Source organism: Gordonia terrae (assembly GCF_051789125.1).
GTDB lineage: Bacteria > Actinomycetota > Actinomycetes > Mycobacteriales > Mycobacteriaceae > Gordonia > Gordonia terrae_A.
Genome location: NZ_CP196526.1, coordinates 2481649 through 2502604, shown reverse-complemented (window position 1 = coordinate 2502604; position 20956 = coordinate 2481649). Strand labels below are relative to the sequence as shown.

17 protein-coding genes are annotated in these 20956 nt (G+C 67.9%); 10 read left to right on the top strand and 7 right to left on the bottom strand.

What is annotated here, in order from left to right; all coding sequences use genetic code 11:
- Positions 1 to 23: 23 nt before the first annotated feature.
- Genes sufD through ACSUZC_RS11370 form a run of 3 tightly spaced genes read right to left on the bottom strand, consistent with a single transcriptional unit; the run spans position 24 to position 3522 of the window.
- Positions 24 to 1217, bottom strand: coding sequence for a Fe-S cluster assembly protein SufD (gene sufD / locus ACSUZC_RS11380; RefSeq protein WP_439032865.1), 1194 nt, complete (start codon positions 1215 to 1217; stop codon positions 24 to 26).
- On the bottom strand, positions 1217 to 2671 hold the full coding sequence (gene sufB / locus ACSUZC_RS11375; RefSeq protein ID WP_439032864.1) for a Fe-S cluster assembly protein SufB: 1455 nt from the start codon (positions 2669 to 2671) through the stop codon (positions 1217 to 1219). Before sufB ends, sufD begins: the two co-directional genes overlap by 1 nt.
- The gene (locus ACSUZC_RS11370) at positions 2668 to 3522 is read right to left on the bottom strand and encodes a helix-turn-helix transcriptional regulator (protein ID WP_439033095.1); all 855 of its coding nucleotides are present in this window, start codon (positions 3520 to 3522) and stop codon (positions 2668 to 2670) included. Before ACSUZC_RS11370 ends, sufB begins: the two co-directional genes overlap by 4 nt.
- Before the next feature lie 175 nt (positions 3523 to 3697).
- Between ACSUZC_RS11370 and mptB the strand changes: the two genes are divergently transcribed.
- The 4 genes from mptB (at position 3698) to ACSUZC_RS11350 (ending at position 8468) form a co-directional block, all read left to right on the top strand.
- Positions 3698 to 5524, top strand: coding sequence for a polyprenol phosphomannose-dependent alpha 1,6 mannosyltransferase MptB (mptB, locus tag ACSUZC_RS11365; RefSeq protein ID WP_439033094.1), 1827 nt, complete (start codon positions 3698 to 3700; stop codon positions 5522 to 5524).
- Positions 5525 to 5590: 66 nt separating this feature from the next.
- Entirely contained in the window at positions 5591 to 6622 is a 1032-nt protein-coding gene (locus ACSUZC_RS11360) for an ABC transporter ATP-binding protein (protein ID WP_439032863.1), read from the top strand.
- Entirely contained in the window at positions 6619 to 7455 is an 837-nt protein-coding gene (locus ACSUZC_RS11355; RefSeq protein WP_439032862.1) for an ABC transporter permease, read from the top strand. The genes ACSUZC_RS11360 and ACSUZC_RS11355 overlap by 4 nt, the downstream gene beginning before the upstream one ends.
- Positions 7452 to 8468: a COX15/CtaA family protein gene (locus tag ACSUZC_RS11350; protein WP_439032861.1), complete on the top strand. Its 1017-nt coding sequence runs from the start codon at positions 7452 to 7454 to the stop codon at positions 8466 to 8468. Before ACSUZC_RS11355 ends, ACSUZC_RS11350 begins: the two co-directional genes overlap by 4 nt.
- Positions 8469 to 8497: 29 nt before the next feature.
- On the opposite strand, the gene ACSUZC_RS11345 is transcribed toward ACSUZC_RS11350, so the two are convergent.
- Positions 8498 to 8905 (bottom strand): hypothetical protein, encoded by a 408-nt coding sequence (locus ACSUZC_RS11345; RefSeq protein ID WP_439033093.1) that lies wholly within the window; start codon positions 8903 to 8905, stop codon positions 8498 to 8500.
- Between the two features lie 72 nt (positions 8906 to 8977).
- Here ACSUZC_RS11345 and ACSUZC_RS11340 point away from each other — a divergent pair, with 72 nt between their 5' ends.
- Complete coding sequence (locus ACSUZC_RS11340) at positions 8978 to 9949, top strand: quinone oxidoreductase family protein (RefSeq protein WP_439032860.1); 972 nt, start codon at positions 8978 to 8980, stop codon at positions 9947 to 9949.
- A 10-nt stretch (positions 9950 to 9959) separates the two neighbouring features.
- Here the strand turns inward: ACSUZC_RS11340 and ACSUZC_RS11335 are convergent, their stop codons facing one another.
- Positions 9960 to 10955, bottom strand: coding sequence for a heme o synthase (locus tag ACSUZC_RS11335; RefSeq protein WP_439032859.1), 996 nt, complete (start codon positions 10953 to 10955; stop codon positions 9960 to 9962).
- 339 nt (positions 10956 to 11294) lie between these two features.
- Here ACSUZC_RS11335 and tkt point away from each other — a divergent pair, with 339 nt between their 5' ends.
- From tkt to pgl, 5 genes are read left to right on the top strand one after another with little or no spacing between them, the layout of a single operon-like run.
- Positions 11295 to 13373: a transketolase gene (gene tkt, locus ACSUZC_RS11330; RefSeq protein WP_439032858.1), complete on the top strand. Its 2079-nt coding sequence runs from the start codon at positions 11295 to 11297 to the stop codon at positions 13371 to 13373.
- A gap of 60 nt (positions 13374 to 13433) precedes the next feature.
- Positions 13434 to 14555, top strand: coding sequence for a transaldolase (tal, locus tag ACSUZC_RS11325; protein WP_439032857.1), 1122 nt, complete (start codon positions 13434 to 13436; stop codon positions 14553 to 14555).
- A 6-nt stretch (positions 14556 to 14561) separates the two neighbouring features.
- On the top strand, positions 14562 to 16115 hold the full coding sequence (gene zwf, locus ACSUZC_RS11320; protein WP_439032856.1) for a glucose-6-phosphate dehydrogenase: 1554 nt from the start codon (positions 14562 to 14564) through the stop codon (positions 16113 to 16115).
- 49 nt (positions 16116 to 16164) lie between these two features.
- A complete protein-coding gene (locus ACSUZC_RS11315; protein WP_439032855.1) occupies positions 16165 to 17097 on the top strand; it encodes a glucose-6-phosphate dehydrogenase assembly protein OpcA in 933 nt (310 codons plus the stop codon).
- Positions 17094 to 17831 carry a 6-phosphogluconolactonase gene (pgl, locus tag ACSUZC_RS11310; protein WP_439032854.1) on the top strand — a complete coding sequence of 246 codons (738 nt, stop codon included), beginning with the start codon at positions 17094 to 17096 and terminating at the stop codon, positions 17829 to 17831. The genes ACSUZC_RS11315 and pgl overlap by 4 nt, the downstream gene beginning before the upstream one ends.
- 4 nt (positions 17832 to 17835) lie before the next feature.
- Here pgl and ppc read toward each other — a convergent pair whose 3' ends face one another.
- Both ppc and secG read right to left on the bottom strand, forming a co-directional pair.
- Positions 17836 to 20667, bottom strand: coding sequence for a phosphoenolpyruvate carboxylase (gene ppc, locus ACSUZC_RS11305; protein ID WP_439032853.1), 2832 nt, complete (start codon positions 20665 to 20667; stop codon positions 17836 to 17838).
- A gap of 45 nt (positions 20668 to 20712) precedes the next feature.
- Entirely contained in the window at positions 20713 to 20949 is a 237-nt protein-coding gene (gene secG, locus ACSUZC_RS11300) for a preprotein translocase subunit SecG (protein WP_238422406.1), read from the bottom strand.
- Positions 20950 to 20956: the final 7 nt, after the last annotated feature.

Sequence of the window (20956 nt, the reverse complement as noted above, 5' to 3'; positions counted from 1 at the left end):
TTCGGAGACGGACGCGGCGAGGTTCAGGCGCCGGAGTGTTCGAGTTCGCGCTCGACGGCGGCGGAGAGTCGTTCGCGCAGTTCGGGCACACCGATCTTGGCGATGACCTCGCCGAAGAATCCGCGGATCACCAGACGGCGCGCCTGGTCCTCCGGGATGCCGCGAGCCTGCAGGTAGAACAACTGCTCGTCGTCGAAACGTCCGGTGGCGCTGGCGTGTCCGGCGCCGACGATCTCGCCGGTCTCGATCTCCAGGTTCGGCACCGAGTCCGCACGGGCGTTGTCGGTGAGCACCAGGTTGCGGTTCAGCTCGAACGTGTCGGTGCCCTCGGCCTCGGCACGGATCAGGACGTCGCCGATCCACACCGTGTGCGCCTCGCGGGCGCGGTCTCCGGACGGGTCGCCCTGCAGCGCACCCTTGTACACCACGTTCGACCGGCAGTTGGGCTGGCTGTGGTCGACGAGGAGACGCTGCTCGAGGTGCTGGCCCGCGTCGGCGAAATAGAGGCCCCACATCTCGACGTCGCCGCCGGGAGCGTCGTAGTGCACGATCGGCGAGAGCCGCACGAGGTTGCCGCCGAAGCTGATCGCGAAGTGGCGGACCACGGCGTCACGGCCGGTCCGCACGTGGTGGGCGGCGACGTGGACGGCGTCGTCGTCCCAGTCGTGGACGTTGACGACCGTCAGCGCGGCGCTGTCACCGACGACGAACTCGATGTTCTCGGCGAACGTCCCGCCGCCCTGCTGGTCCAGCACCACGACGGCGCGGGCGAAGGCCTCGAGCCGGATCTGGATGTGTCCGAACGCGGTCTCGCCCTCACCGGGACCGGTCACCGTGATGGTCAGCGGCTCGGCGAGTTCGACCTCGCGGCCGACGGTGACCACCGTCGCCTGCGTGAACGACGAAAAGGCTTGTGCGGCGATGCGATCGAAAGGAACACCGCCGTCGCCGAGACGCTTGTCGTCGCGGCCGACGGTCTCGACGGTCACACCGTCAGAGTTCTCGGGGATGGTCACCTCCACGCCCGCCTCGCCGGTTCGCTGTGCGGAACCGTCATGGAGTCCGCGGAGTCGACGGAACGGGGTGAACCGCCACGCCTCTTCGCGGGGGCCGGGCACCTCGAATGCGTTGACGTCGAACGAGGTGAACAGCTCACCCTTGTTGACGACAGGGGCATGCGAACCCGGGGTGGAGACCGGGAGTGTGGGATCGGCCATCAGCCGACGGCTCCTTCCATCTGGAGCTCGATCAGGCGATTGAGCTCGAGCGCATATTCCATCGGCAGTTCCTTGGCGATCGGCTCGACGAAGCCGCGCACGACCATCGCCATCGCCTCGTCCTCGGTCAGACCGCGGCTCATGAGATAGAACAGCTGATCGTCGCTGACCTTCGAGACGGTCGCCTCGTGACCCATCGTCACGTCGTCCTCACGGATGTCGACGTAGGGGTAGGTGTCGCTGCGGGAGATCGTGTCGACGAGTAGCGCATCGCATTTCACCGTCGACCGGCTGCCGTGGGCACCGTTGTTGATCTTGATCAGACCGCGGTAGGACGCACGTCCGCCACCGCGTGCGACAGACTTGGACACGATGTTGCTGGAGGTGTTCGGCGCGAGATGCACCATCTTGGAGCCGGTGTCCTGGTGCTGCCCCGGGCCCGCGAACGCGACCGAGAGGACCTCGCCCTTGGCGTGCTCACCGGTCAGCCAGACCGCCGGGTACTTCATGGTGACCTTGGAGCCGATATTGCCGTCGACCCACTCCATGGTGGCGCCGGCCTCGGCCTTGGCGCGCTTGGTCACCAGGTTGTAGACGTTGTTCGACCAGTTCTGGATGGTCGTGTAACGGCAGCGGCCGCCCTTCTTCACGATGATCTCGACGACCGCGGAGTGCAGCGAATCCGTCTTGTAGATCGGCGCCGTACAACCCTCGACGTAGTGCACGTAGGCACCCTCGTCGACGATGATCAGCGTGCGCTCGAACTGGCCCATGTTCTCGGTGTTGATCCGGAAGTAGGCCTGCAGCGGGATGTCGACGTGGACACCCGGCGGCACGTAGATGAACGAGCCGCCCGACCAGACCGCGGTGTTCAGCGCGGAGAACTTGTTGTCGCCCGCGGGGATGACGGTCCCGAAGTACTGCTGGAAGATCTCCGGGTGCTCCTTGAGAGCGGTGTCGGTGTCGAGGAAGATGACGCCCTGCTTCTCGAGATCCTCACGGATCGAGTGGTAGACGACCTCGGACTCGTACTGCGCGGCGACACCGGAGACCAGGCGCTGCTTCTCCGCCTCGGGGATGCCGAGCTTGTCGTAGGTGTTCTTGATGTCCTCGGGCAGGTCGTCCCAGGTGGCGGCCTGCTTCTCGCTGGAGCGCACGAAGTACTTGATGTTGTCGAAGTCGATGCCCTCGAGGCCGGCTCCCCAGCCCGGCATCGGCTTCTTGTCGAAGATCTTCAGCGCCTTCAGTCGCTGATCGAGCATCCACTCGGGCTCGCTCTTCTTTCCGGAGATGTCGGCGACAACCGCAGGCGACAGGCCGCGCTTCGCGCTCGCACCGGCGACATCGGAATCGGCCCAGCCGTATCCGTACTTGCCCAGCGTGGCGATGGTCTCCTCTTGCGTGAGCGGCGTCGGAGCCGACGGTGTTGTCGTGGCCGGATCGGTGACAGTCATCGCGTGGCCTTTCGGGTTGTCGTGGTCATCGGGTTCGGGAGTGGGGTGCGCCGGTCGGATACGGGCTGTGTATCGGTGATCGGTTCACCCCGCGGTTGTTCGGGTCTGTCCGTGCGGGCCCCGCCTGGCGGCGGATGGATCGGCACGTGGGTGGTGCACGCGCAGTCGCCGTTGGCAATGGTCGCCAGACGCTGGACGTGCGTGCCGAGCAGTTCGGTGAAGACCGCGGTCTCCGCTTCGCACAGTTCGGGGAACTCGGTGGCGACATGGGCCACCGGGCAGTGGTGCTGGCAGATCTGGAGACCGTTCCCGACCTGACGTGTGTTGGTGGCGTAACCCGCACCGGTCAGCGCGTCGGCGATCTCGCCCACGGTCGAGGCCACGGTGTCGGGGTCCGTACTCGGTGCCACATCGGCGACGATGCGCTCGACACGTTCACGGGCGAACTCGGCCACGGCGTCGGTTCCGCCGAGATCACGGAGCTTGCGCATCGCGGCCCCGGCGAGATCGTCGTAAGCGTGCCGCATCTTGCCGCGCCCCGACGCGGTGAGCTGGAACCACTTCGCCGGTCGTCCGCGACCACGCTGGCCGAATCCAGGCGACGCGACCTCGATGTCGCCGGCACTGGTGAGCGCGTCGAGGTGGCGCCGTACGCCCGCAGCCGAGATACCCAGCCGCTCGCCGATCTCGCCCGCGGTCAGCGGTCCGTCCTCGACGAGCAGATTGACGACGGCGTCGCGTGTCTGGCCGTCGTGGTGCGGGTCGGTGACACCGGGAGTCGTGTGGGCGCCGCTACCTGCGGAAGGCACGGCGCTGCCGCTGTCTGAAGACAGCACAGCATCGTTCCGCATGGTTTTCACAACACGAGTGTGACGTAATTGATTCCGTGCTGCCAGCAAGGGTGCCCTTAGCCTTCGGGTCCGACGTGGCCATCCCGCGCCCCGGGAGGCGGTAAAGGGTGGTCGCGAGCCGCCTGGTCTCGGCCATTACAGTCGTCGTGTGCCCGAAACCACAGCTCCGCGCCGTGTGCCGGACTACTTCGGACTCGTGTGGACCCGAGTGATCGCCCTCCTTCACCACCTCGGCGACTACCTCGGACTGCGCAGACAGCGGCCCGCCCGGCCGGAGCGCGGCGAGTACGGCAAGACGGTCGCCCGCCTGCACGACGACGAACGCGAGGTCGGCCCCCTCAACGCCGAGGAGACCCGACGTCTCCGCCGGATCAAGCTGTTCGGTGCCACCGGATCGGTCCTGATCCTCGTCGGCGCACTCGGGACCGGCGCGGTGCCCGTCTTGCAGAACCCGGTGGCCGGGATGCGGGTCCTGTCGCTGCCGTCGCGGATGTTCGGCACCGCGCTCGCCCTCTCCATCGGCGGCGCGATCACCCTGGTCGTGGCGTGGCTGCTGCTCGGCCGCTTCGCGGTGGGCCGGTTCAGCGTCGAGGTCCGCCACGGCCGCAGTCCCGAACGCCGCATGAGCCGACGCCAGGCCGACCGGACCCTCATGCTGTGGATCGCACCGATCATCGTCGCGCCCCCGCTGCTCAGCAAGGACATCTACTCGTACCTCGCCCAGAGTGCGATCGCGTACCGCGGGATGGATCCGTATTCCATCAGCCCGGTCGGCGGACTCGGTGTCGATCACATCCTGACCCGGTCGGTGCCCAACCTCTGGCGTGACACCCCGGCGCCGTACGGCCCGCTGTTCCTGTGGATCGGCGAGGGCATCACCAAGGTGACAGGCGCGAACATCACCGCCGCGATCTTCCTGCACCGGGTCGTGGCGCTGATCGGCATCGCACTCATCGTGTGGGCGCTGCCGCGGCTCGCACGCCGGTGCGGGGTGTCATCGGTGGCCGCACTGTGGCTCGGCGCGATGAACCCGCTGGTGATCCTCCACCTCGTCGGCGGCATCCACAACGAGGCGCTCATGCTCGGCCTGATGCTCGTCGGCCTCGAACTGAGCTTCCGGGCGATCTACGGCGAAGACCGCCTCCGCAGACCCGGCACCCTCGTCCCGACCCGGGCGGGGTGGCTGTTGATCGCCGGAGGTGCCGTGCTGGCGGCATCGGCGATGGTCAAGGCCACCTCGATGCTGGCCCTCGGTTTCGTCGGCATCGCCCTGGCCATGCGGTGGGGGGCGACACTTCCCGCGCTACGTCACGCACCCGTTCGTGAGTGGTGGGGCCGATCGCGATGGACCGTGTACGCGCTGGGCGTCTCGGCGATGTTCTACGTGGTCATCCTCGGCATCGTGACGGCCGGGATCTCCCTTGCCACCGGTCTCGGGTTCGGGTGGACGGGCACCTTGTCGACCGGCGAGATCGTCCGCTCGTGGATGTCGATGCCCACGTTGTTGTCGGTCACCACCGGACGCATCGGCGTGACCCTCGGTCTCGGCGAGCACACCCAGGCGATCCTCGAGGTGGCCCGACCGATCGCCCAGCTCGTCGCCGCGGTGTTCGTCCTGCGATGGATGCTGGCGACCGTGGGCGGACGCCTGCACCCCCTCGGCGCACTGGGTGTGTCAATGGCCACAGTGGTGGTGTTCTTTCCGTTCGTGCAGGCCTGGTATCTCCTCTGGGCCGTGATCCCGCTCGCGGCGTGGGCGACCGGGGCATGGTTCCGCATCTCGGCCATCGCGGCGTCGGCGATCATCGCCATCGTGGTGATGCCGACGAGCTCGAACACCAGTGGAGTCGTGCTGGCACAAGGGCTTCTGGCGGGCGTGATCATGGTGGCAGTCCTGACCGCACTCTTCTTCGAAGACCTGTCCCCGGGCCGCCTGCGGCGCCGCGACAACGGGTCGGGTTCGGACAAACCGGCGGTCGAGTCGTCCTCGACCGGCTCGTGATCGTGCCTGCGGTGGGCCTGCTCACCGTTTTTCGTCCCTGGGCTCCGAGCGCCTAGTCTGACCAGTGTGCGGAGCACGACCTCTCGGCGAGTCAACGACGACGATCGCGTGAACGATCGTCGCCGCAGCGATCCCGAATCCACCTCCGCGGGCGGGCCGTCCGGGACACCCTCGTCGGACCATCCGGCCCTCGAGGTGAAGGGTCTGGTGAAGCGATTCGGTGACCGCACCGCCGTCGACCGGCTGGATCTCACCCTCCGACGCGGCGAGGTCTTCGCCCTTCTCGGACCCAACGGCGCAGGCAAGACCACCACCGTGGAGATCTGCGAAGGGTTCACCACACCCGACGCCGGAACGGTCCGGGTCCTCGGCCTCGATCCCATCGCCGACAACGACGCCCTGCGCCGCCGGATCGGCGTCATGCTGCAGGGCGGCGGCGCCTACCCCGGAGCACGTGCCGAGGAGATGCTGCGCCTGGTCGCGGCGTACTCGGCGAACCCGATCGACCCCGACTTCCTGCTCGAGGCTCTCGGTCTGACCGAGGTTCGACGCACCTCCTACCGCCGCCTGTCGGGAGGACAGCAACAGCGCCTCGCCCTGGCGTGCGCGGTCGTCGGACGTCCCGAACTGGTCTTCCTCGACGAGCCCACCGCCGGCCTCGACGCGCACGCCCGGCTCGTCGTCTGGGAGCTCATCGACCGTCTGCGTGCCGACGGCGTGTCGGTGATGCTCACGACCCACCTCATGGACGAGGCCGAACACCTGGCCGACCACGTGGCGATCATCGACCACGGCCGGGTGGTCGCCGACGGCACACCTGCGGATCTGACGAGTACGGGAGCCGAGAACGAACTCCGCTTCACCGCACCGCGCGGACTGGACCTGTCGATGCTGGTGCTGGCACTCCCGGAGGGCTATCACTGCACCGAGCCGAATCCGGGCGCCTACCTCGTCATCGGTCCGATGACCCCGCAGGTGCTGGCGACCGTGACCGCGTGGTGCGCGAAGATCAACGTGCTCGCCACCGATCTCCGCGTCGAGACCCGCAGTCTCGAAGACGTCTTCCTCGATCTCACCGGACGGGCCCTGCGACCGTGACCTCATCAGCTTCTGCCGGCCTCCCCCGGCCCTCGTCCGATGCATCGACCCCAGGCGTGTTCCCCGACGGCCTCTTCCGTCCGGCACCGCGTGCGGCCTCGCTGCCCGCCATGATCGCCGCGCAGTCGACCCTCGAACTCAAGTTGCTGCTGCGCAACGGGGAGCAGTTGCTCCTGACGATGTTCATCCCGATCACCCTGCTGGTCGGTCTCTGCCTGCTTCCCATCGACACCGGCCTGGGCGATGGTCCGGCCGAGCGCGCGACCTTGTTCGTGCCCGCCATCCTGACCGTCGCGGTGATGTCCACCGCATTCACCGGTCAAGCGATCGCCGTGGGATTCGACCGCCGTTACGGGGCACTGAAAAGACTTGGTGCGACGCCGATTCCACGCTGGGGGATCATCGTCGGGAAGTCGGTGGCGGTGCTGCTCGTCGTGGTGGCGCAGTCGTTGATCCTCGGCGGGATCGGCGCGGCGTTCGGCTGGCGTCCGAGCCCGGTCGGCCTGTTGATCGGCGCGTTCGTCCTCGTGGTGGGCACCGCGTGTTTCGCCGCACTCGGCCTGTTGCTCGGCGGCACCCTGAAGGCCGAGGTGGTGTTGGCTCTCGCGAACCTGCTGTGGTTCGCGTTCATCGGCCTCGGCAGCCTGGTCGTCGTCGATTCCAACGTTCCCGACGCCGTGCACTGGATCGCGCGGTGCATCCCCTCGGGAGCGCTGAGCGAGGCACTCGAGCTCGCGGCCGAGGGTTCATTCGACGCCTTCGGGGTGGGCGTTCTGCTGGTGTGGGCCGCGGTGGCCGGCACCTTGGCCGTGAGGTGGTTCCGATTCCGATGACATCCGATACTTCCAAGGCACCGGCCGCGGTCCGCGAGCGGTCGACGGCCGCAGGCGATCGCCCGGCGACCGGGTTCTGGCGCCGCGTCCCGGGATTCGGACGGCCGACCGCCCGTTTCGTGCATCGGTGGGCGATCGCTCTGCTCATCTCGAACGTCGGCATCGTCGCCACCGGCGGCGCGGTTCGGGTCACCGGGTCGGGTCTGGGATGCCCGACGTGGCCGCGGTGTACCGACGAGTCGTTCGTGCCGCACGGCGAACTCGGGATGCACGGTGCGATCGAGTTCGGCAACCGCATGCTGACCTGGGTGCTGATCGTCATCGCGATCGGCGCGTGGATCGCCGTCCTCCGGTACGCGGGCTCGGCCCGCCGCGACAAGTGGCTGGTCACGCTCATCGCACTCGGCATCCCGTTCCAGGGGGTGATCGGCGGGATCACCGTCCTGACCGAACTCAACCCATGGGTCGTGGCACTGCACTTCCTGCTGTCGATGGCGCTGGTGTCGGCGGCGACCGTCTTGGTCTACCGGGTGCGGCCGTATCCCGCCCCCGCCGAACCCGAGGTCCTCGACACCGAGGCGCCCCCGACCGCCACCCGGCGACTCGGCATCTACCTCTCGTGGCTGGTGTACCTGGCCACGTGGGTCACGATCTATCTGGGCACGGTGGTCACCGGTTCCGGTCCGCACGCCGGCGACGCGGATGCCCCGCGCAACGGGCTCGCCCCGGACAACGCCACCCAGTTGCACGCCGACGCGGTCTTCACGCTTGTCGGGTTGGCTGTGGCCGCCCTCGTCTACGCCCGGGTCTTCGCCCGTCCGCAGCAGCGTTCCGCCGTGGTGTTCGTCGTCCTGCTCGCTCTGCAGGGCCTCATCGGCTTCGTCCAGTACGCGACGGATCTGCCGGTTGCGCTCGTGATCGCGCACATGTTCGGCAGCGCCGTGCTGTTGATCGGAGCGACCTGGCAGGTGCTGGTCGCGAAAAAGGCAGACCCGCTGCGCGAGTCTGCCTGATCGGTGCGTCGATGCCGCCGCCTGCGGCGTCAGAGGATGGCGCGGTTGCGCGCCTTCGGGAATCGTTTCTGACGGGCGACCCAGCCGGCCATCTTCCGGTAGTGAGACGGCGACACGGTCGTCTCCGAGGTGAGGTCCCGGTCCCACTCGGCGATCTCGAGACCTTCCACCGCGTCCACCACGGCCTGTGCGGCGGCGAGGTCGGGCACGACCCGGTCACCGAGGATCCCGTTGGCATCGCCGACGAGGGTGATCCGGACCCCGGCGTCGCCGATGGCCTGCAGGACCACCTTGGCGCTGCCGCCTTCTCGGGCGACGAACTTGCGGACCGAGGCCACGACCTCGCTGGGCGCCTCGACCGTTTTCTGCGTGGCCGAGTTCTCGTCGGGCGTGCTGCCCGGCTTCTCGTCGGTGGTGTCAGTCATGGGGGTCAGCATACCGGTCACGACCGACGCTCCCGCGGCCAGACGTGCCGAACCACGGCCTCGTCGGACGTGTAGAACAGTGTGGTGCGAGCGATTCAGGTGACCCGCCACGGTGGACCGGACGTCTTGGCCTACGGCAGCGTCGACGACCCCATCCCGGCCGCGGACGAGGTCATCGTCCGCACGACCGCGGTGGGTGTGAACTTCATCGACACCTACCTGCGGCGTGGTCTCTACCCCTCGACGCCGCCGTACATTCCGGGCACGGAAGGCGCCGGTGTCGTCGTCGCCGCGGGTCCTGAGGTGACCACGCTGCGCGAGGGACAGCGCGTCGCGTGGTGCGCCGCGCCCAGCTCGTACGCCGAACTCGTCGCGGTCCCCGAGTCGAAGGCGGTACCCGTTCCCGACGGCGTCGACGACGCGGTCGCAGGGTCGTCCTTGCTCCGCGGGCTCACCGCGCACTACCTCCTCGACGGGAGTGCCCACCCACTATCGGGCGACACGGTCCTCGTGCACGCAGGCGGTGGCGGGGTGGGTCTCATCCTGACCCAGCTCGCGAAACGGCGCGGCCTGACGGTCATCACGACGGTCAGCTCCGACGAGAAGGAAACGCTCTCCCGCGCCGCCGGCGCCGACCACGTCCTGCGCTACGGGGATGATCTGTCCGCGCGGGTTCGCGAACTGACCGACGGCACCGGGGTGTCGGTGGCGTACGACGGCGTCGGCGCCGACACCTTCGAACAGTCACTGGCCTCGACCGCGATCCGCGGGATCATCGTGCTGTTCGGCGCGGCGAGCGGGCCGGTGCCGCCCTTCGACCTGCAGCGGCTGAACGCGGCGGGCTCGCTGTCGGTGACCCGGCCGACGCTCGCCCACTTCACCGCCACGGCGCAGGAGCTGACGTGGCGGGCGGGAGAGTACTTCGACGCTGTCCTCGACGGACTCGACGTGCGTGTGGGACAGCGTTACCGGCTCGCGGACGCTGCTGCCGCGCACACCGATCTCGAGGCGCGCGTCACAACCGGGACGACCGTGCTGGTGCCCGCCGAGAGCTGAGGACGGACGGTCAGAAGTACGACGAGATCGTCTGCAACCCGACAACCGCGTCGATCGCGAGGCCGCAGAACAGGATCGCCAGATATTCGTTGGACTGCAGGAACACCTTGAGGGGTGCGACCTCGGCGCCACGTTTGGTGTCGCGGTACAGCTTGGTGACGCGCTCGAGGAACCATGCACCGGCCGCGAGGGCGATGACGGTGTAGATCCAGCTCGTCGCCGGAATCAGCAGGAGCGAGCTGACGACCGTGAGCCAGGTGTAGATCAGCATCTGGCGGGTGACGCGTTCCTCGGTGGCGATCACGGGGAGCATCGGCACGCCGGCGGCCTTGTAGTCCTCCTTGTAGCGCATCGCCAGAGCCCAGGTGTGCGGGGGCGTCCAGAAGAAGATGACCGCGAACAGGACGATGGGTTGCCAGCTGATCGACCCGGTCACCGCGGCCCAGCCCACCAGCGTGGGCATACATCCGGCCGCACCGCCCCACACGACGTTCTGCCATGTGCGGCGTTTAAGGATGAGGGTGTACACGCCGACGTAGAAGAGGATGGTCGCCGAGACCAGCAGCGCCGACAGCAGATTGGCTGCGAAATAGAGGACGGCGAAGGAGGCGACCCAGAGCGCGAGACCGAAGATCAGCGCGCTGCGAGTGGCGACGGCGCGGCGGGCGAGCGGCCTGCGTGCGGTCCGCTTCATCTTCTTGTCGATGTCGGCGTCGGCCACCATGTTCAGGGTGTTGGCGCTGCCGGCACCCAGCCATCCGCCGATGAGGGTGAATGCGATGACCGCGAGGTCCACGTGACCGCGGTCGGCCTGCAGCATCACCGGAATCGTCGCGACCAGGAGCAGCTCGATGACACGCGGCTTGGTCAGTGCGACGTAGGCCAGCAGCGTCGCACGCACGCGCCCGGCCCACGACTGATCGGCCGGTGCGACTGGATTCGTCGAAACCTGCGGATTCGATGCGGTGTCGGTCGAGTGAGATGCGGCGGAACTGTTCCCGCTCACACGCTCCCCTATCCTCACGAACACTCCTCGTCCGCCCGCACAGACGCCGCGGGCTACTACACAGCATGGTAGACGTTTGCCTCTGCCAACCGTGAATCGAGGCGGGGCGACGCCTCGGTCGTGCCCTCGACCGGCGACGACGCCCGAACTCGTCGGTAACCATCGGTCGGCGCGCAGCGTGAGCCCGGCGGCGATTACTCTGGACGGGTACGCGCCGACAGTGGTCGGTTGCCTGGTACGAGTCGGCAAGTGGTGAACCCGCGGTGCCGACGGGCCGCCGGCGTCCACCTCTTCAACGTTCACCGATCGCACCAGCAGGCACAGGAGATATTCAGCATCGTGGCCGACACAGACGAGATCCGCGCTTTGACCACCCCCCGCCATCCGGACGACTGGACCGAGATCGACACCCGGGCCGTCGACACCGCCCGTGTGCTGGCCGCCGATGCCGTGCAGAAGTGCGGTAGCGGGCACCCCGGTACCGCGATGAGTCTCGCGCCTCTCGCCTACACCCTTTTCCAGCGGGTCATGCGCCACGACCCCACCGATACCGACTGGGCCGGCCGCGACCGGTTCGTGCTCTCGTGCGGACACTCCAGCCTCACGCTCTACATCCAGCTCTACCTCGGTGGTTTCGGACTCGAACTCTCCGACATCGAGGCGCTGCGCACCTGGGACTCGCTGACCCCCGGCCACCCGGAGTTCCGCCACACCCGTGGCGTCGAGATCACGACCGGCCCTCTCGGACAGGGCCTCGCCTCGTCGGTCGGCATGGCGATGGCCGCACGCCGCGAGCGCGGGCTGTTCGATCCCGACGCCGCTCCGGGCCAGAGTCCGTTCGACCACTACATCTACGTCGTCGCCTCCGACGGTGACATCGAAGAGGGTGTGACCTCGGAGGCCAGCTCGCTGGCCGGTACCCAGCAGCTCGGCAACCTGATCGTGTTCTACGACCAGAACCAGATCTCGATCGAGGACGACACCGACATCGCGCTCTCGGAGAACGTCGCCAGGCGCTACGAGGCCTACGGCTGGCACGTCCAGACGGTCGAGGGCGGCGAGGACGTCGTCGCCATCGAAGCCGCGGTCGAGGCCGCCCGGCAGGTCATCGACAAGCCGTCGATCATCTGTCTGCGGACGATCATCGGCTACCCGGCGCCCAACATGATGAACACCGGCATGGCCCACGGCGCGGCGCTCGGCGAGGACGAGGTCGCGGCGACCAAGAAGGTCCTCGGCTTCGACCCCGACAAGAACTTCGAGGTGAGCGACGAGGTCATCGGGCACACCCGCAAGCTGATCGAACGAGGCGCCGAGCAGCGCAAGGCATGGACCGCATCGTTCGACGCCTGGGCCGAGAAGAACCCGGCCCAGAAGGCGCTGTTCGACCGGCTCACCGCCCAGGAACTGCCCGAGGGCTGGACCGATGCGCTGCCGAGCTGGAACGTCGGCGACAAGGACGTCGCGACCCGCAGTGCATCGGGCAAGGTGCTCGGCGCCCTGGCCCCGGTCCTGCCCGAGCTGTGGGGCGGGTCGGCCGACCTCGCCGGCTCCAACAACACGACGATGGACGGTGAACCGTCGTTCGGTCCGACCTCGATCAGCACCAAGAAGTGGTCGGCGAACCCGTACGGCCGGACCCTGCACTTCGGTGTGCGGGAGCACGCGATGGGCTCGATCCTGTCGGGTATCGCTCTGCACGGGCCCACCCGCGCGTACGGCGGCACCTTCCTGCAGTTCGCGGACTACATGCGTCCCGCGGTCCGGCTCGCCGCCCTGATGGAGATCGACCCGATCTACGTCTGGACCCACGACTCGATCGGTCTCGGCGAGGACGGCCCGACGCATCAGCCGATCGAGCACCTCGCCGCCCTGCGTGCGATCCCCAACCTCGACGTGGTGCGCCCGGGTGACGCCAACGAGACGGCGTACGCGTGGCAGCACCTGCTGACCCGGCGCAATCACCCGGTCGGCCTCGCCCTCACCCGTCAGAACATCCCGATCCTCGAGGGCACCTCCGCCCAGGGCGTCGCCAACGGCGGATATGTCCTCAGCGACTCCGAGGGCGATCCGCACGTCGTGCTCATCGGCACGGGTTCCGAGGTCCACCTCGCCGTCGAGGCACAAAAGGCACTCGCGGACAAGGGAATCAAGGCGCGCGTCGTCTCCATGCCGTGTGTGGAATGGTTCGACGAGCAGCCGCAGGGTTACCGCGACGACGTCCTGCCGCCGTCGGTTCCGCGTGTCGCCGTCGAGGCCGGCATCGCGATGCCGTGGTACCGGATCGTCGGTGCGGGCGGCGAGATCGTCTCGATCGAGCACTTCGGTGCGTCCGCCGACTACAAGGTGCTCTTCACGAAGTTCGGGATCACCGCCGAGGCCGTGACCGCCGCCGCTGAGCGCGCCGTCGCCGGCTGACCAAGCGACCAACCCATCAAGGTGGCCGCGATCCGGCCACCGACGCAAGAGGAGAGAATCGTGACCCAGAACGAGAAGCTCGCCGAATTGTCCGCCGCCGGAGTCTCGGTGTGGCTGGACGACCTGTCCCGAGACCTGATCAGCTCAGGTGAACTGGCCGACCTCATCGCGACCAAGTCGGTCGTCGGGGTGACCACCAACCCGTCGATCTTCCAGGCCGCCCTGTCGAAGGGCAACGCCTACGACGACCAGGTCAACGAGCTGGCCGCCCGTGGCGCCGACGTCGACACCACGATCCGGACGGTGACCACCGACGACGTCCGCAACGCGTGCGACGTCCTGACACCGACGTTCGAGCAGTCCGGCGGCGTCGACGGCCGGGTGTCGATCGAGGTGGACCCCCGGCTGGCACACGACACCGACGCCACGGTCGCCCAGGCGATCGAGCTGTGGAAGATCGTCGACCGCCCCAACCTGCTCATCAAGATCCCGGCCACCGAGGCGGGCCTGCCCGCGATCACGAAGGTGATCGCCGAGGGCATCAGCGTCAACGTCACGCTGATCTTCTCCGTCGAGCGCTACAAGAAGGTCATGGACGCCTACCTCGACGGCCTCGACTCCGCCGCCGCGGCGGGGCATGACCTCTCGCGCATCCACTCGGTCGCGTCGTTCTTCGTCTCGCGCGTCGACACCGAGATCGACAAGCGCCTCGACGCCATCGGCACGCCGGAAGCGGTTGAACTCAAGGGCAAGGCGGCACTGGCCAACGCCCGCCTGGCGTATGCCGCCTATCAGCAGATCTTCGAGGTGGAGTCCCGCTTCCCCGATCTGCTGGCCAAGGGCGCCCGTCCGCAGCGCGCGCTGTGGGCCTCGACCGGCGTCAAGAACCCCGACTACCCGGACACGTTGTACGTCAGTGAGCTGGTCGCCCCCAACACCGTCAACACGATGCCGGGCAAGACGATGGACGCCTTCGCCGACCACGGCTGGGTCAACACCGACTCGATCGTCGGGCTCGCCAACGAGTCGCAGGAGATCTTCGACAAGATCTCGGCACAGGGAGTCGACACCGTCGACGTCTTCAAGGTGTTGGAGGACGAGGGCGTCAGCAAGTTCGAGGACGCCTGGAACGATCTGCTCGGCGCGACCGCCGAGCAACTGTCCGCGGCGAACAAGGGCTGAGGCGCGGTGGCCGCAGGCGAGGATTCGGTCGCGTCCGGTTCTCGGACCAATCCGCTCCGCGACCCGCAGGACAAACGGCTCCCCCGCATCGCGGGTCCGTGCAGTCTGGTCATCTTCGGAGTCACCGGAGACCTGGCACGCAAGAAGCTGATGCCTGCGGTCTACGACCTCGCCAACCGCGGCCTCCTCCCGCCGTCGTTCGCTCTGGTGGGTTTCGCCCGCCGGGACTGGAGCGACGAGGATTTCGGTGCGATCGTCCACGATGCCGTCCGCGAACACGCCCGCACCGGTTTCCGGGAAGAGGTGTGGGAGCGGCTGGCGGAGGGGTTCCGCTTCGTGCAGGGCGCCTTCGACGACGACGCCGCGTTCGACAAGTTGCGCGACACCCTGAAATCGCTCGACGTCGAACGCGGTACCGACGGGAATCACGCGTTCTACCTGTCGATCCCGCCCAAGGCGTTCCCGACGGTGTGCGAACAGCTCGAGCGCAGCGGGCTGGCCGCCCCCACCGGTGACAGCTGGCGGCGGGTCGTCATCGAGAAGCCGTTCGGGCACGACCTCGAGTCCGCCCGCGAGCTCAATGCGATCGTCAACAACGTGTTCCCGGAGTCGTCGGTGTTCCGCATCGATCACTACCTGGGCAAGGAGACCGTCCAGAACATCCTGGCGCTACGGTTCGCCAACCAGCTGTTCGATCCGCTGTGGAGTTCGCATTACGTCGATCACGTCCAGATCACCATGGCCGAGGACATCGGTCTCGGCGGACGGGCGGGATACTACGACGGCATCGGCGCGGCGCGCGACGTCATCCAGAATCACCTGATGCAGCTCATGGCCCTCGTGGCCATGGAGGAGCCGATCTCGTTCGAGCCCAAGCAGTTGCAGGCCGAGAAGATCAAGGTCCTCGCCGCGACGCGTAACGTGCTGCCGATCGACGAGAACACCGCACGCGGGCAGTACGGACCCGGCTGGCAGGGCAGCGAGAAGGTGCCGGGGCTGAAAGAAGAGGAGGGCTTCGCGAAGGATTCCAAGACCGAGACCTTCGCCGCGATCGCCCTCGAGGTCGACTCCCGCCGCTGGGCGGGCGTGCCGTTCTACCTGCGAACCGGCAAGCGCCTCGGCCGCCGGGTCACCGAGATCGCCCTCGTGTTCAAACGCGCCCCGCATCTGCCCTTCGATCAGACCATGACCGAGGAGCTCAGCCAGAACGCGCTCGTGATCCGGGTCCAGCCGGACGAGGGCATCACGCTGCGCTTCGGGTCGAAGGTGCCGGGTTCGAGCATGGAGGTCCGCGACGTCAACATGGACTTCAGTTACGGCACCGCCTTCACCGAGGCCTCCCCGGAGGCGTATGAACGGTTGATCCTCGACGTCCTGCTGGGCGAGCCGTCGCTGTTCCCGGTCAACGAGGAAGTCGAGTTGTCCTGGCGCATACTCGATCCGGTGCTCGACCATTGGGCCGCAACGGGGTCGCCGGACACCTACGAGTCCGGGACGTGGGGTCCGCGCTCCGCCGAGGAGATGATGTCCCGCACCGGCCGCGCATGGCGCAGGCCGTGACGACACGTCCGCACGCTCTCACCGATCGTCCCGTTCAGGAGGCCTCCCGATGATCGTCGAACTGTCCGACACGTCGACCGGAAAGGTCGCGAAGAAGATCATCGAGGTACGCGCAGCCGGTGGCGCACTCAGCCTCGGCCGGGTGTTGACCCTCGTGGTCTGCGTCGAACTGGGCGAGCCGATGGAAGGCGCGATCGAGGCGGCGGTCGGTGCGAGCCGCGAGCACCCGAGCCGCGTCATCGTCGTCTATCGCGGTGTGCGCGAAGGTGATTCACGGCTCGACGCGCAGATCCGCGTAGGTGGGGACGCCGGCGCCTCCGAGGTGGTGGTGCTGTCGCTGCAAGGAGAACTGGCCGATCACCCCGACAGTGTGGTCACCCCGTTCCTGCTCCCCGACACCCCCGTCGTCACCTGGTGGCCGGGCAAGGGTCCCGTGCGTCCCGCCGACGATCCGCTCGGCAAACTCGGTCACCGCCGAATCGTCGACGCCACCAAGGCGGACGACTCGCTGACGGTGCTCGCGCAACGACTCGAGACCTACTCCCCCGGCGACACCGACCTCGCCTGGACCCACGTCACGCACTGGCGCGCGATCCTCGCCTCCGCGTTGGATCGGCCGCCGCACACTCCGATCACCGAGGTCCGGGTGACGGGCGCGCAGAACTCCCCGTCGGTCGACCTGCTCGCCGGCTGGCTGCGCTCCGCCCTGAAGGTACCGACCCGCCGCCTGCGCGGGAGCTTCGAGATCCGCCTGTTCCGCGACGAGGGGCCGACCATCCTCGCCGTGGACGAAGAGAACAACGCGGTCCTGACGATGCCGGGCAAACCCGACGGACGCGTTGCCATGGGCCGTCGTGAACTGCCCGCCTGTATCGCCGAGGAACTTCGACGCCTCGACACCGACGAGGTGTATGTGGAGGCACTGCAGGGTGTGCCCGAGGTCGAATTCGCCGCCGACACGCAAGGAGTTGCCGCACGATGACCACCGAGACACTCGTCTTCGACACCAAGCAGGAGCTCGTCACCACGGCCGCGTCCCGCTTCGTCGATCTGATCACGCGCGCCCAGGCCGAGCGCGGCGTCGCGAGCGTGGTGCTGACCGGCGGCAGCAATGGCATCGGCATCCTGTCGGCGCTGGCCGCCGACAGCGGCACGATCGACTGGTCGAAGGTCGACATCTACTGGGGCGACGACCGATTCGTGCCGGCCGACGATCCCGAACGCAACTCCGGTCAGGCGCGTGAGGCGCTGCTCGACAAGGTGCCGGTCGACCCGTCGCGGATCTTCCCGATGGCACCGTCGGACGGTCCGCTGGGTGACGACATCGAGGCCGCCGCCGCCGACTACGCCGCGATCCTGGCCGGCCGCTCGAGTGACGGGGTTGCTCCGGAGTTCGACGTGCATCTGCTCGGCATGGGCGGTGAAGGCCACGTCAACTCGCTGTTCCCCCACTCCCCGGCCACCGCCGAGACCACGAAGTCAGTTGTCGCCGTTGAGGATTCGCCGAAGCCGCCGCCGCGTCGCATCACGCTGACCCTGCCGGTCGTCAACCGCGCGCGCCAGGTGTGGTTCCTGGTCGCCGGGGCCGACAAGGCCGAAGCCGTTGCCGCGGCGCATCGTGGCGCCGACGCCGCCGATTGGCCTGCCGCCGGCGCCCGCGGCACCGAGGAGACGATCTGGTTCCTCGACGACGCGGCCGCCGCCGACATCAAGTGATCTCCTAGCCGGAGTTACGCAGCGCGGTCGCGAGACCGTTCATGGTGAGCTGGATTCCGCGCCGCACGATGGGCGTGTCCTCCCCCGCGCGGAACCGGCGGAGCAGTTCGACCTGCAGCAGATTCAGCGGCTCGAGGTACGGGAACCGGTTGTAGACAGAGCGTTTCAGTGCGGCGTTGTCATGGAGCAGGTCGTCGGTTCCGGTGATCTGCGCGCACATCGCGATCGTGCGTTCGTGTTCGTCGACGATCATCCCGAACACCTTGTCGCGCAGCTCCTCGTCCGGAACCAGCTGTGCGTACCGGTGGGCCAGCCCCATGTCCGACTTCGCCAGCACCTGCGCCATGTTCGACATGACGGTCCGGAAGAACGGCCACTTCGCGTAGTACCGTCGCAACGTCTCGAGGCGTTCCGGATCGTCGCCGACCCACTCCTCGAACGCCGAGCCCGTCCCATACCAACCCGGGAGCATCACACGCGACTGCGTCCACGAGAGGACCCACGGGATCGCGCGCAGGTCGGAGATCTTCTCGGTCTGCTTGCGGGAGGCGGGACGGCTGCCGATGTTCAGCGCGCCGATCTCCGACAGGGGCGTCGAGGTGGTGAAGTACTCGACGAATCCCGGTGTCTCGTGGACCAGCCGACTGTAGGCGGCTCGTGCCTTCGCCGCGATGTCGTCCATGATCTCGTAGGCCGAGTCGGACTCGTCGCCGAGACCTTCGACGTCGAGCAACGACGACTCGATGGTCGCGGCGAGCAGAGTCTCGAGGTTGCGGCGGGCGGTCACCGGTTCGGCGTACTTCGCCGCGATGATCTCACCCTGCTCGGTGATGCGCAGGGATCCCTGTACGGCTCCGGGCGGCTGAGCCAGGATGGCGTCGTAGCTGGGACCGCCGCCGCGGCCCACGGTGCCGCCACGTCCGTGGAAGAGCCGCAGCCGGATACCCGAGCGGGACGCCGCCTCGACGAGGTCGAGCTCGGCCCGGTAGAGCGCCCAGTTGGCGGCCATGTAGCCGCCGTCCTTGTTGGAGTCGGAGTAGCCGAGCATGATCTCCTGCATCCCGTTCTGGGACTCGACCATCGCCCGGTAGAACGGCACTTCGAGAACCGCGAGGAGCGTCTCGGCTCCTTGTTGGAGATCTTCGATCGTCTCGAACAGCGGCACCACACGCACCGAGCAGCGCGGGTCGTCGTCGTTCGGGTCGTAGAGCCCGGCTTCCTTGAGCAGGATCAGCGCCTCGAGCATGTCGCTGACCGACGTGCACATGCTGATGATGTAGTTCGGCACCGCCTCGGGACCGAAGGTCGCCACCGCCCGGGCGGCGGCGCGCACGATCCCGAGTTCCTTGTCGGCGAGCTCGCTGAGCTCCGCATCCGCACTGGTCAACGGTCTACGGGAGCGGAGTTCGGCGGACAGGATCTCCACGCGCGCCGCCTCGTCGAGCGACGCGTAGTCCGGACAGACCCCGGCCCAGGCGAGCAGCTCGGCGATCACCTCTTCGTGGGTGTCGGAGTTCTGCCGCATGTCCAGCCCCGACAGGTGGAACCCGAAGGTGCGCACGGCCTCCCGGAGCGCGAGCAGGCGGTCGTCGGCGATCGAGTCGTCCTTGTTGGCGCGGAGTGCGGCGTCGATCACGTCGAGGTCGGCGAGCAGTTCCGCGGCGTCGGCGTAGGGCTGTTTCCCGTCGATGAGGAAGAGGTCGCCGGCGGTGAGGAAGTCGTCGTCGAACATGTCCCGTGCGGTCGCCACCAGCCGGGAGCGGATGTGCCGCAATGCAAGCCGGAACGGCTCGTCGGCCGATGGCTGGTCGGCCTCGGCCCCGGTCAGTTCGAGCAATGTCTCGTCGGTGTCAATGAGACGGGCCGACATACTCAGTTCCTGGGCGAGATGCTCGAGTTCGGACAGATGATGTCCGACGGCGGTCTGCGCGGCGAGTGTGGTTGCCAGCGTCACGACCTCGCCGGTCACGAACGGATTGCCGTCGCGGTCGCCGCCGATCCACGAACCCATCCGGATCATCGGCTCGTCGGCGAGCCCGGCCGCCGGGTATGTCGAGCGCAGGGCGGCCCGTACCGAGGTGTTGATGGCGGGCACCACGTCGAAGAACGACGCGTCGTAATACCGCAGCCCGGAACGGATCTCGTCCTGGATCGTGAGCCGCTCGAGCCGGATGAGTGCGGTCTGCCAGAGGGTGAGGATCTGCCGGCGGATCGCTTCGGTGACCTCAGCATCCTCGTCCGGCGTCAGCTCGGTGCGGCCGCGAAAACGCATCAGCTCGGTGATCCGGTTCTGCGTCTCGAACACCGTGCGGCGCCGGGTCTCGGTGGGATGGGCGGTGATCACCGGGACGACGGCGGCGTCGGCGAGGGCCTTGCCGACCTCCTCGTCGACGAGTCCGGCACCGGACAGTTTGGCGTAGGTGGCGGCCAGGCTGCTGTCCTGCGGCGGATCCCCGGCGCGCACGTGGATCGCGCGACGGCGTTCACGGTGGATGTCCTCGGCCAGGTTGGCCAGCAGGGCGAAGTGGCTGAATGCCCGGATCACCGGCACGGCGGTCGAGATGTCGAGGTCGACGAACATCTCGGCCAGCTCGGTGCGGTCGATCTCGTTGCGCCGCACACGGAATGCCGCGACGCGGGCGGACTCGACGAGATCGAAGACCTCGGTCCCGGAGTGTTCCCGGACGACGTCGCCGAGTATCCCGCCGAGGAGGCGGATGTCTTCGCGCAGCGGTTCGGTCAGGGCCCTACCCGCGTCGTCGACGACGATGTGATCGACGATCGAGATGGACGGACGCGATGCCGGAGTTCCCTGCGCGGGAACGGTGTCACTCATGCCGTCGAGTATCCCGGCAGAACCGGGGCGCGGCATCTCGGGAGGCTATCCGGAGAGCTTGATGTCGACGCCGACGCCGACGATGAAGATGACCCAGATGAGGCCGACGAAGATGGTGAGGCGGTCGAGGTTGCGTTCGACGACGCTCGATCCCGAGAGGCTGGACTGGACACCGCCGCCGAACAGCGACGACAGACCGCCACCCTTGCCGCGGTGCAGCAGGACGAGCACGATCAGCAGCACGCTGGTCACGATCAATCCGATGTCGAGTGCACCTTGCACAGTCACG

Excerpts from the sequence above, each read along its gene's own strand:
- sufD (WP_439032865.1), bottom strand. The coding sequence starts at position 1,217 with ATGGCCGATCCCACACTCCCGGTCTCCACCCCGGGTTCGCATGCCCCT.
- sufB (WP_439032864.1), bottom strand. The coding sequence starts at position 2,671 with ATGACTGTCACCGATCCGGCCACGACAACACCGTCGGCTCCGACGCCG.
- ACSUZC_RS11370 (WP_439033095.1), bottom strand. The coding sequence starts at position 3,522 with ATGCGGAACGATGCTGTGCTGTCTTCAGACAGCGGCAGCGCCGTGCCT.
- ACSUZC_RS11350 (WP_439032861.1), top strand. The coding sequence starts at position 7,452 with ATGACATCCGATACTTCCAAGGCACCGGCCGCGGTCCGCGAGCGGTCG.
- ACSUZC_RS11345 (WP_439033093.1), bottom strand. The coding sequence starts at position 8,905 with ATGCTGACCCCCATGACTGACACCACCGACGAGAAGCCGGGCAGCACG.
- ACSUZC_RS11315 (WP_439032855.1), top strand. The coding sequence starts at position 16,165 with ATGATCGTCGAACTGTCCGACACGTCGACCGGAAAGGTCGCGAAGAAG.
- pgl (WP_439032854.1), top strand. The coding sequence starts at position 17,094 with ATGACCACCGAGACACTCGTCTTCGACACCAAGCAGGAGCTCGTCACC.
- ppc (WP_439032853.1), bottom strand. The coding sequence starts at position 20,667 with ATGAGTGACACCGTTCCCGCGCAGGGAACTCCGGCATCGCGTCCGTCC.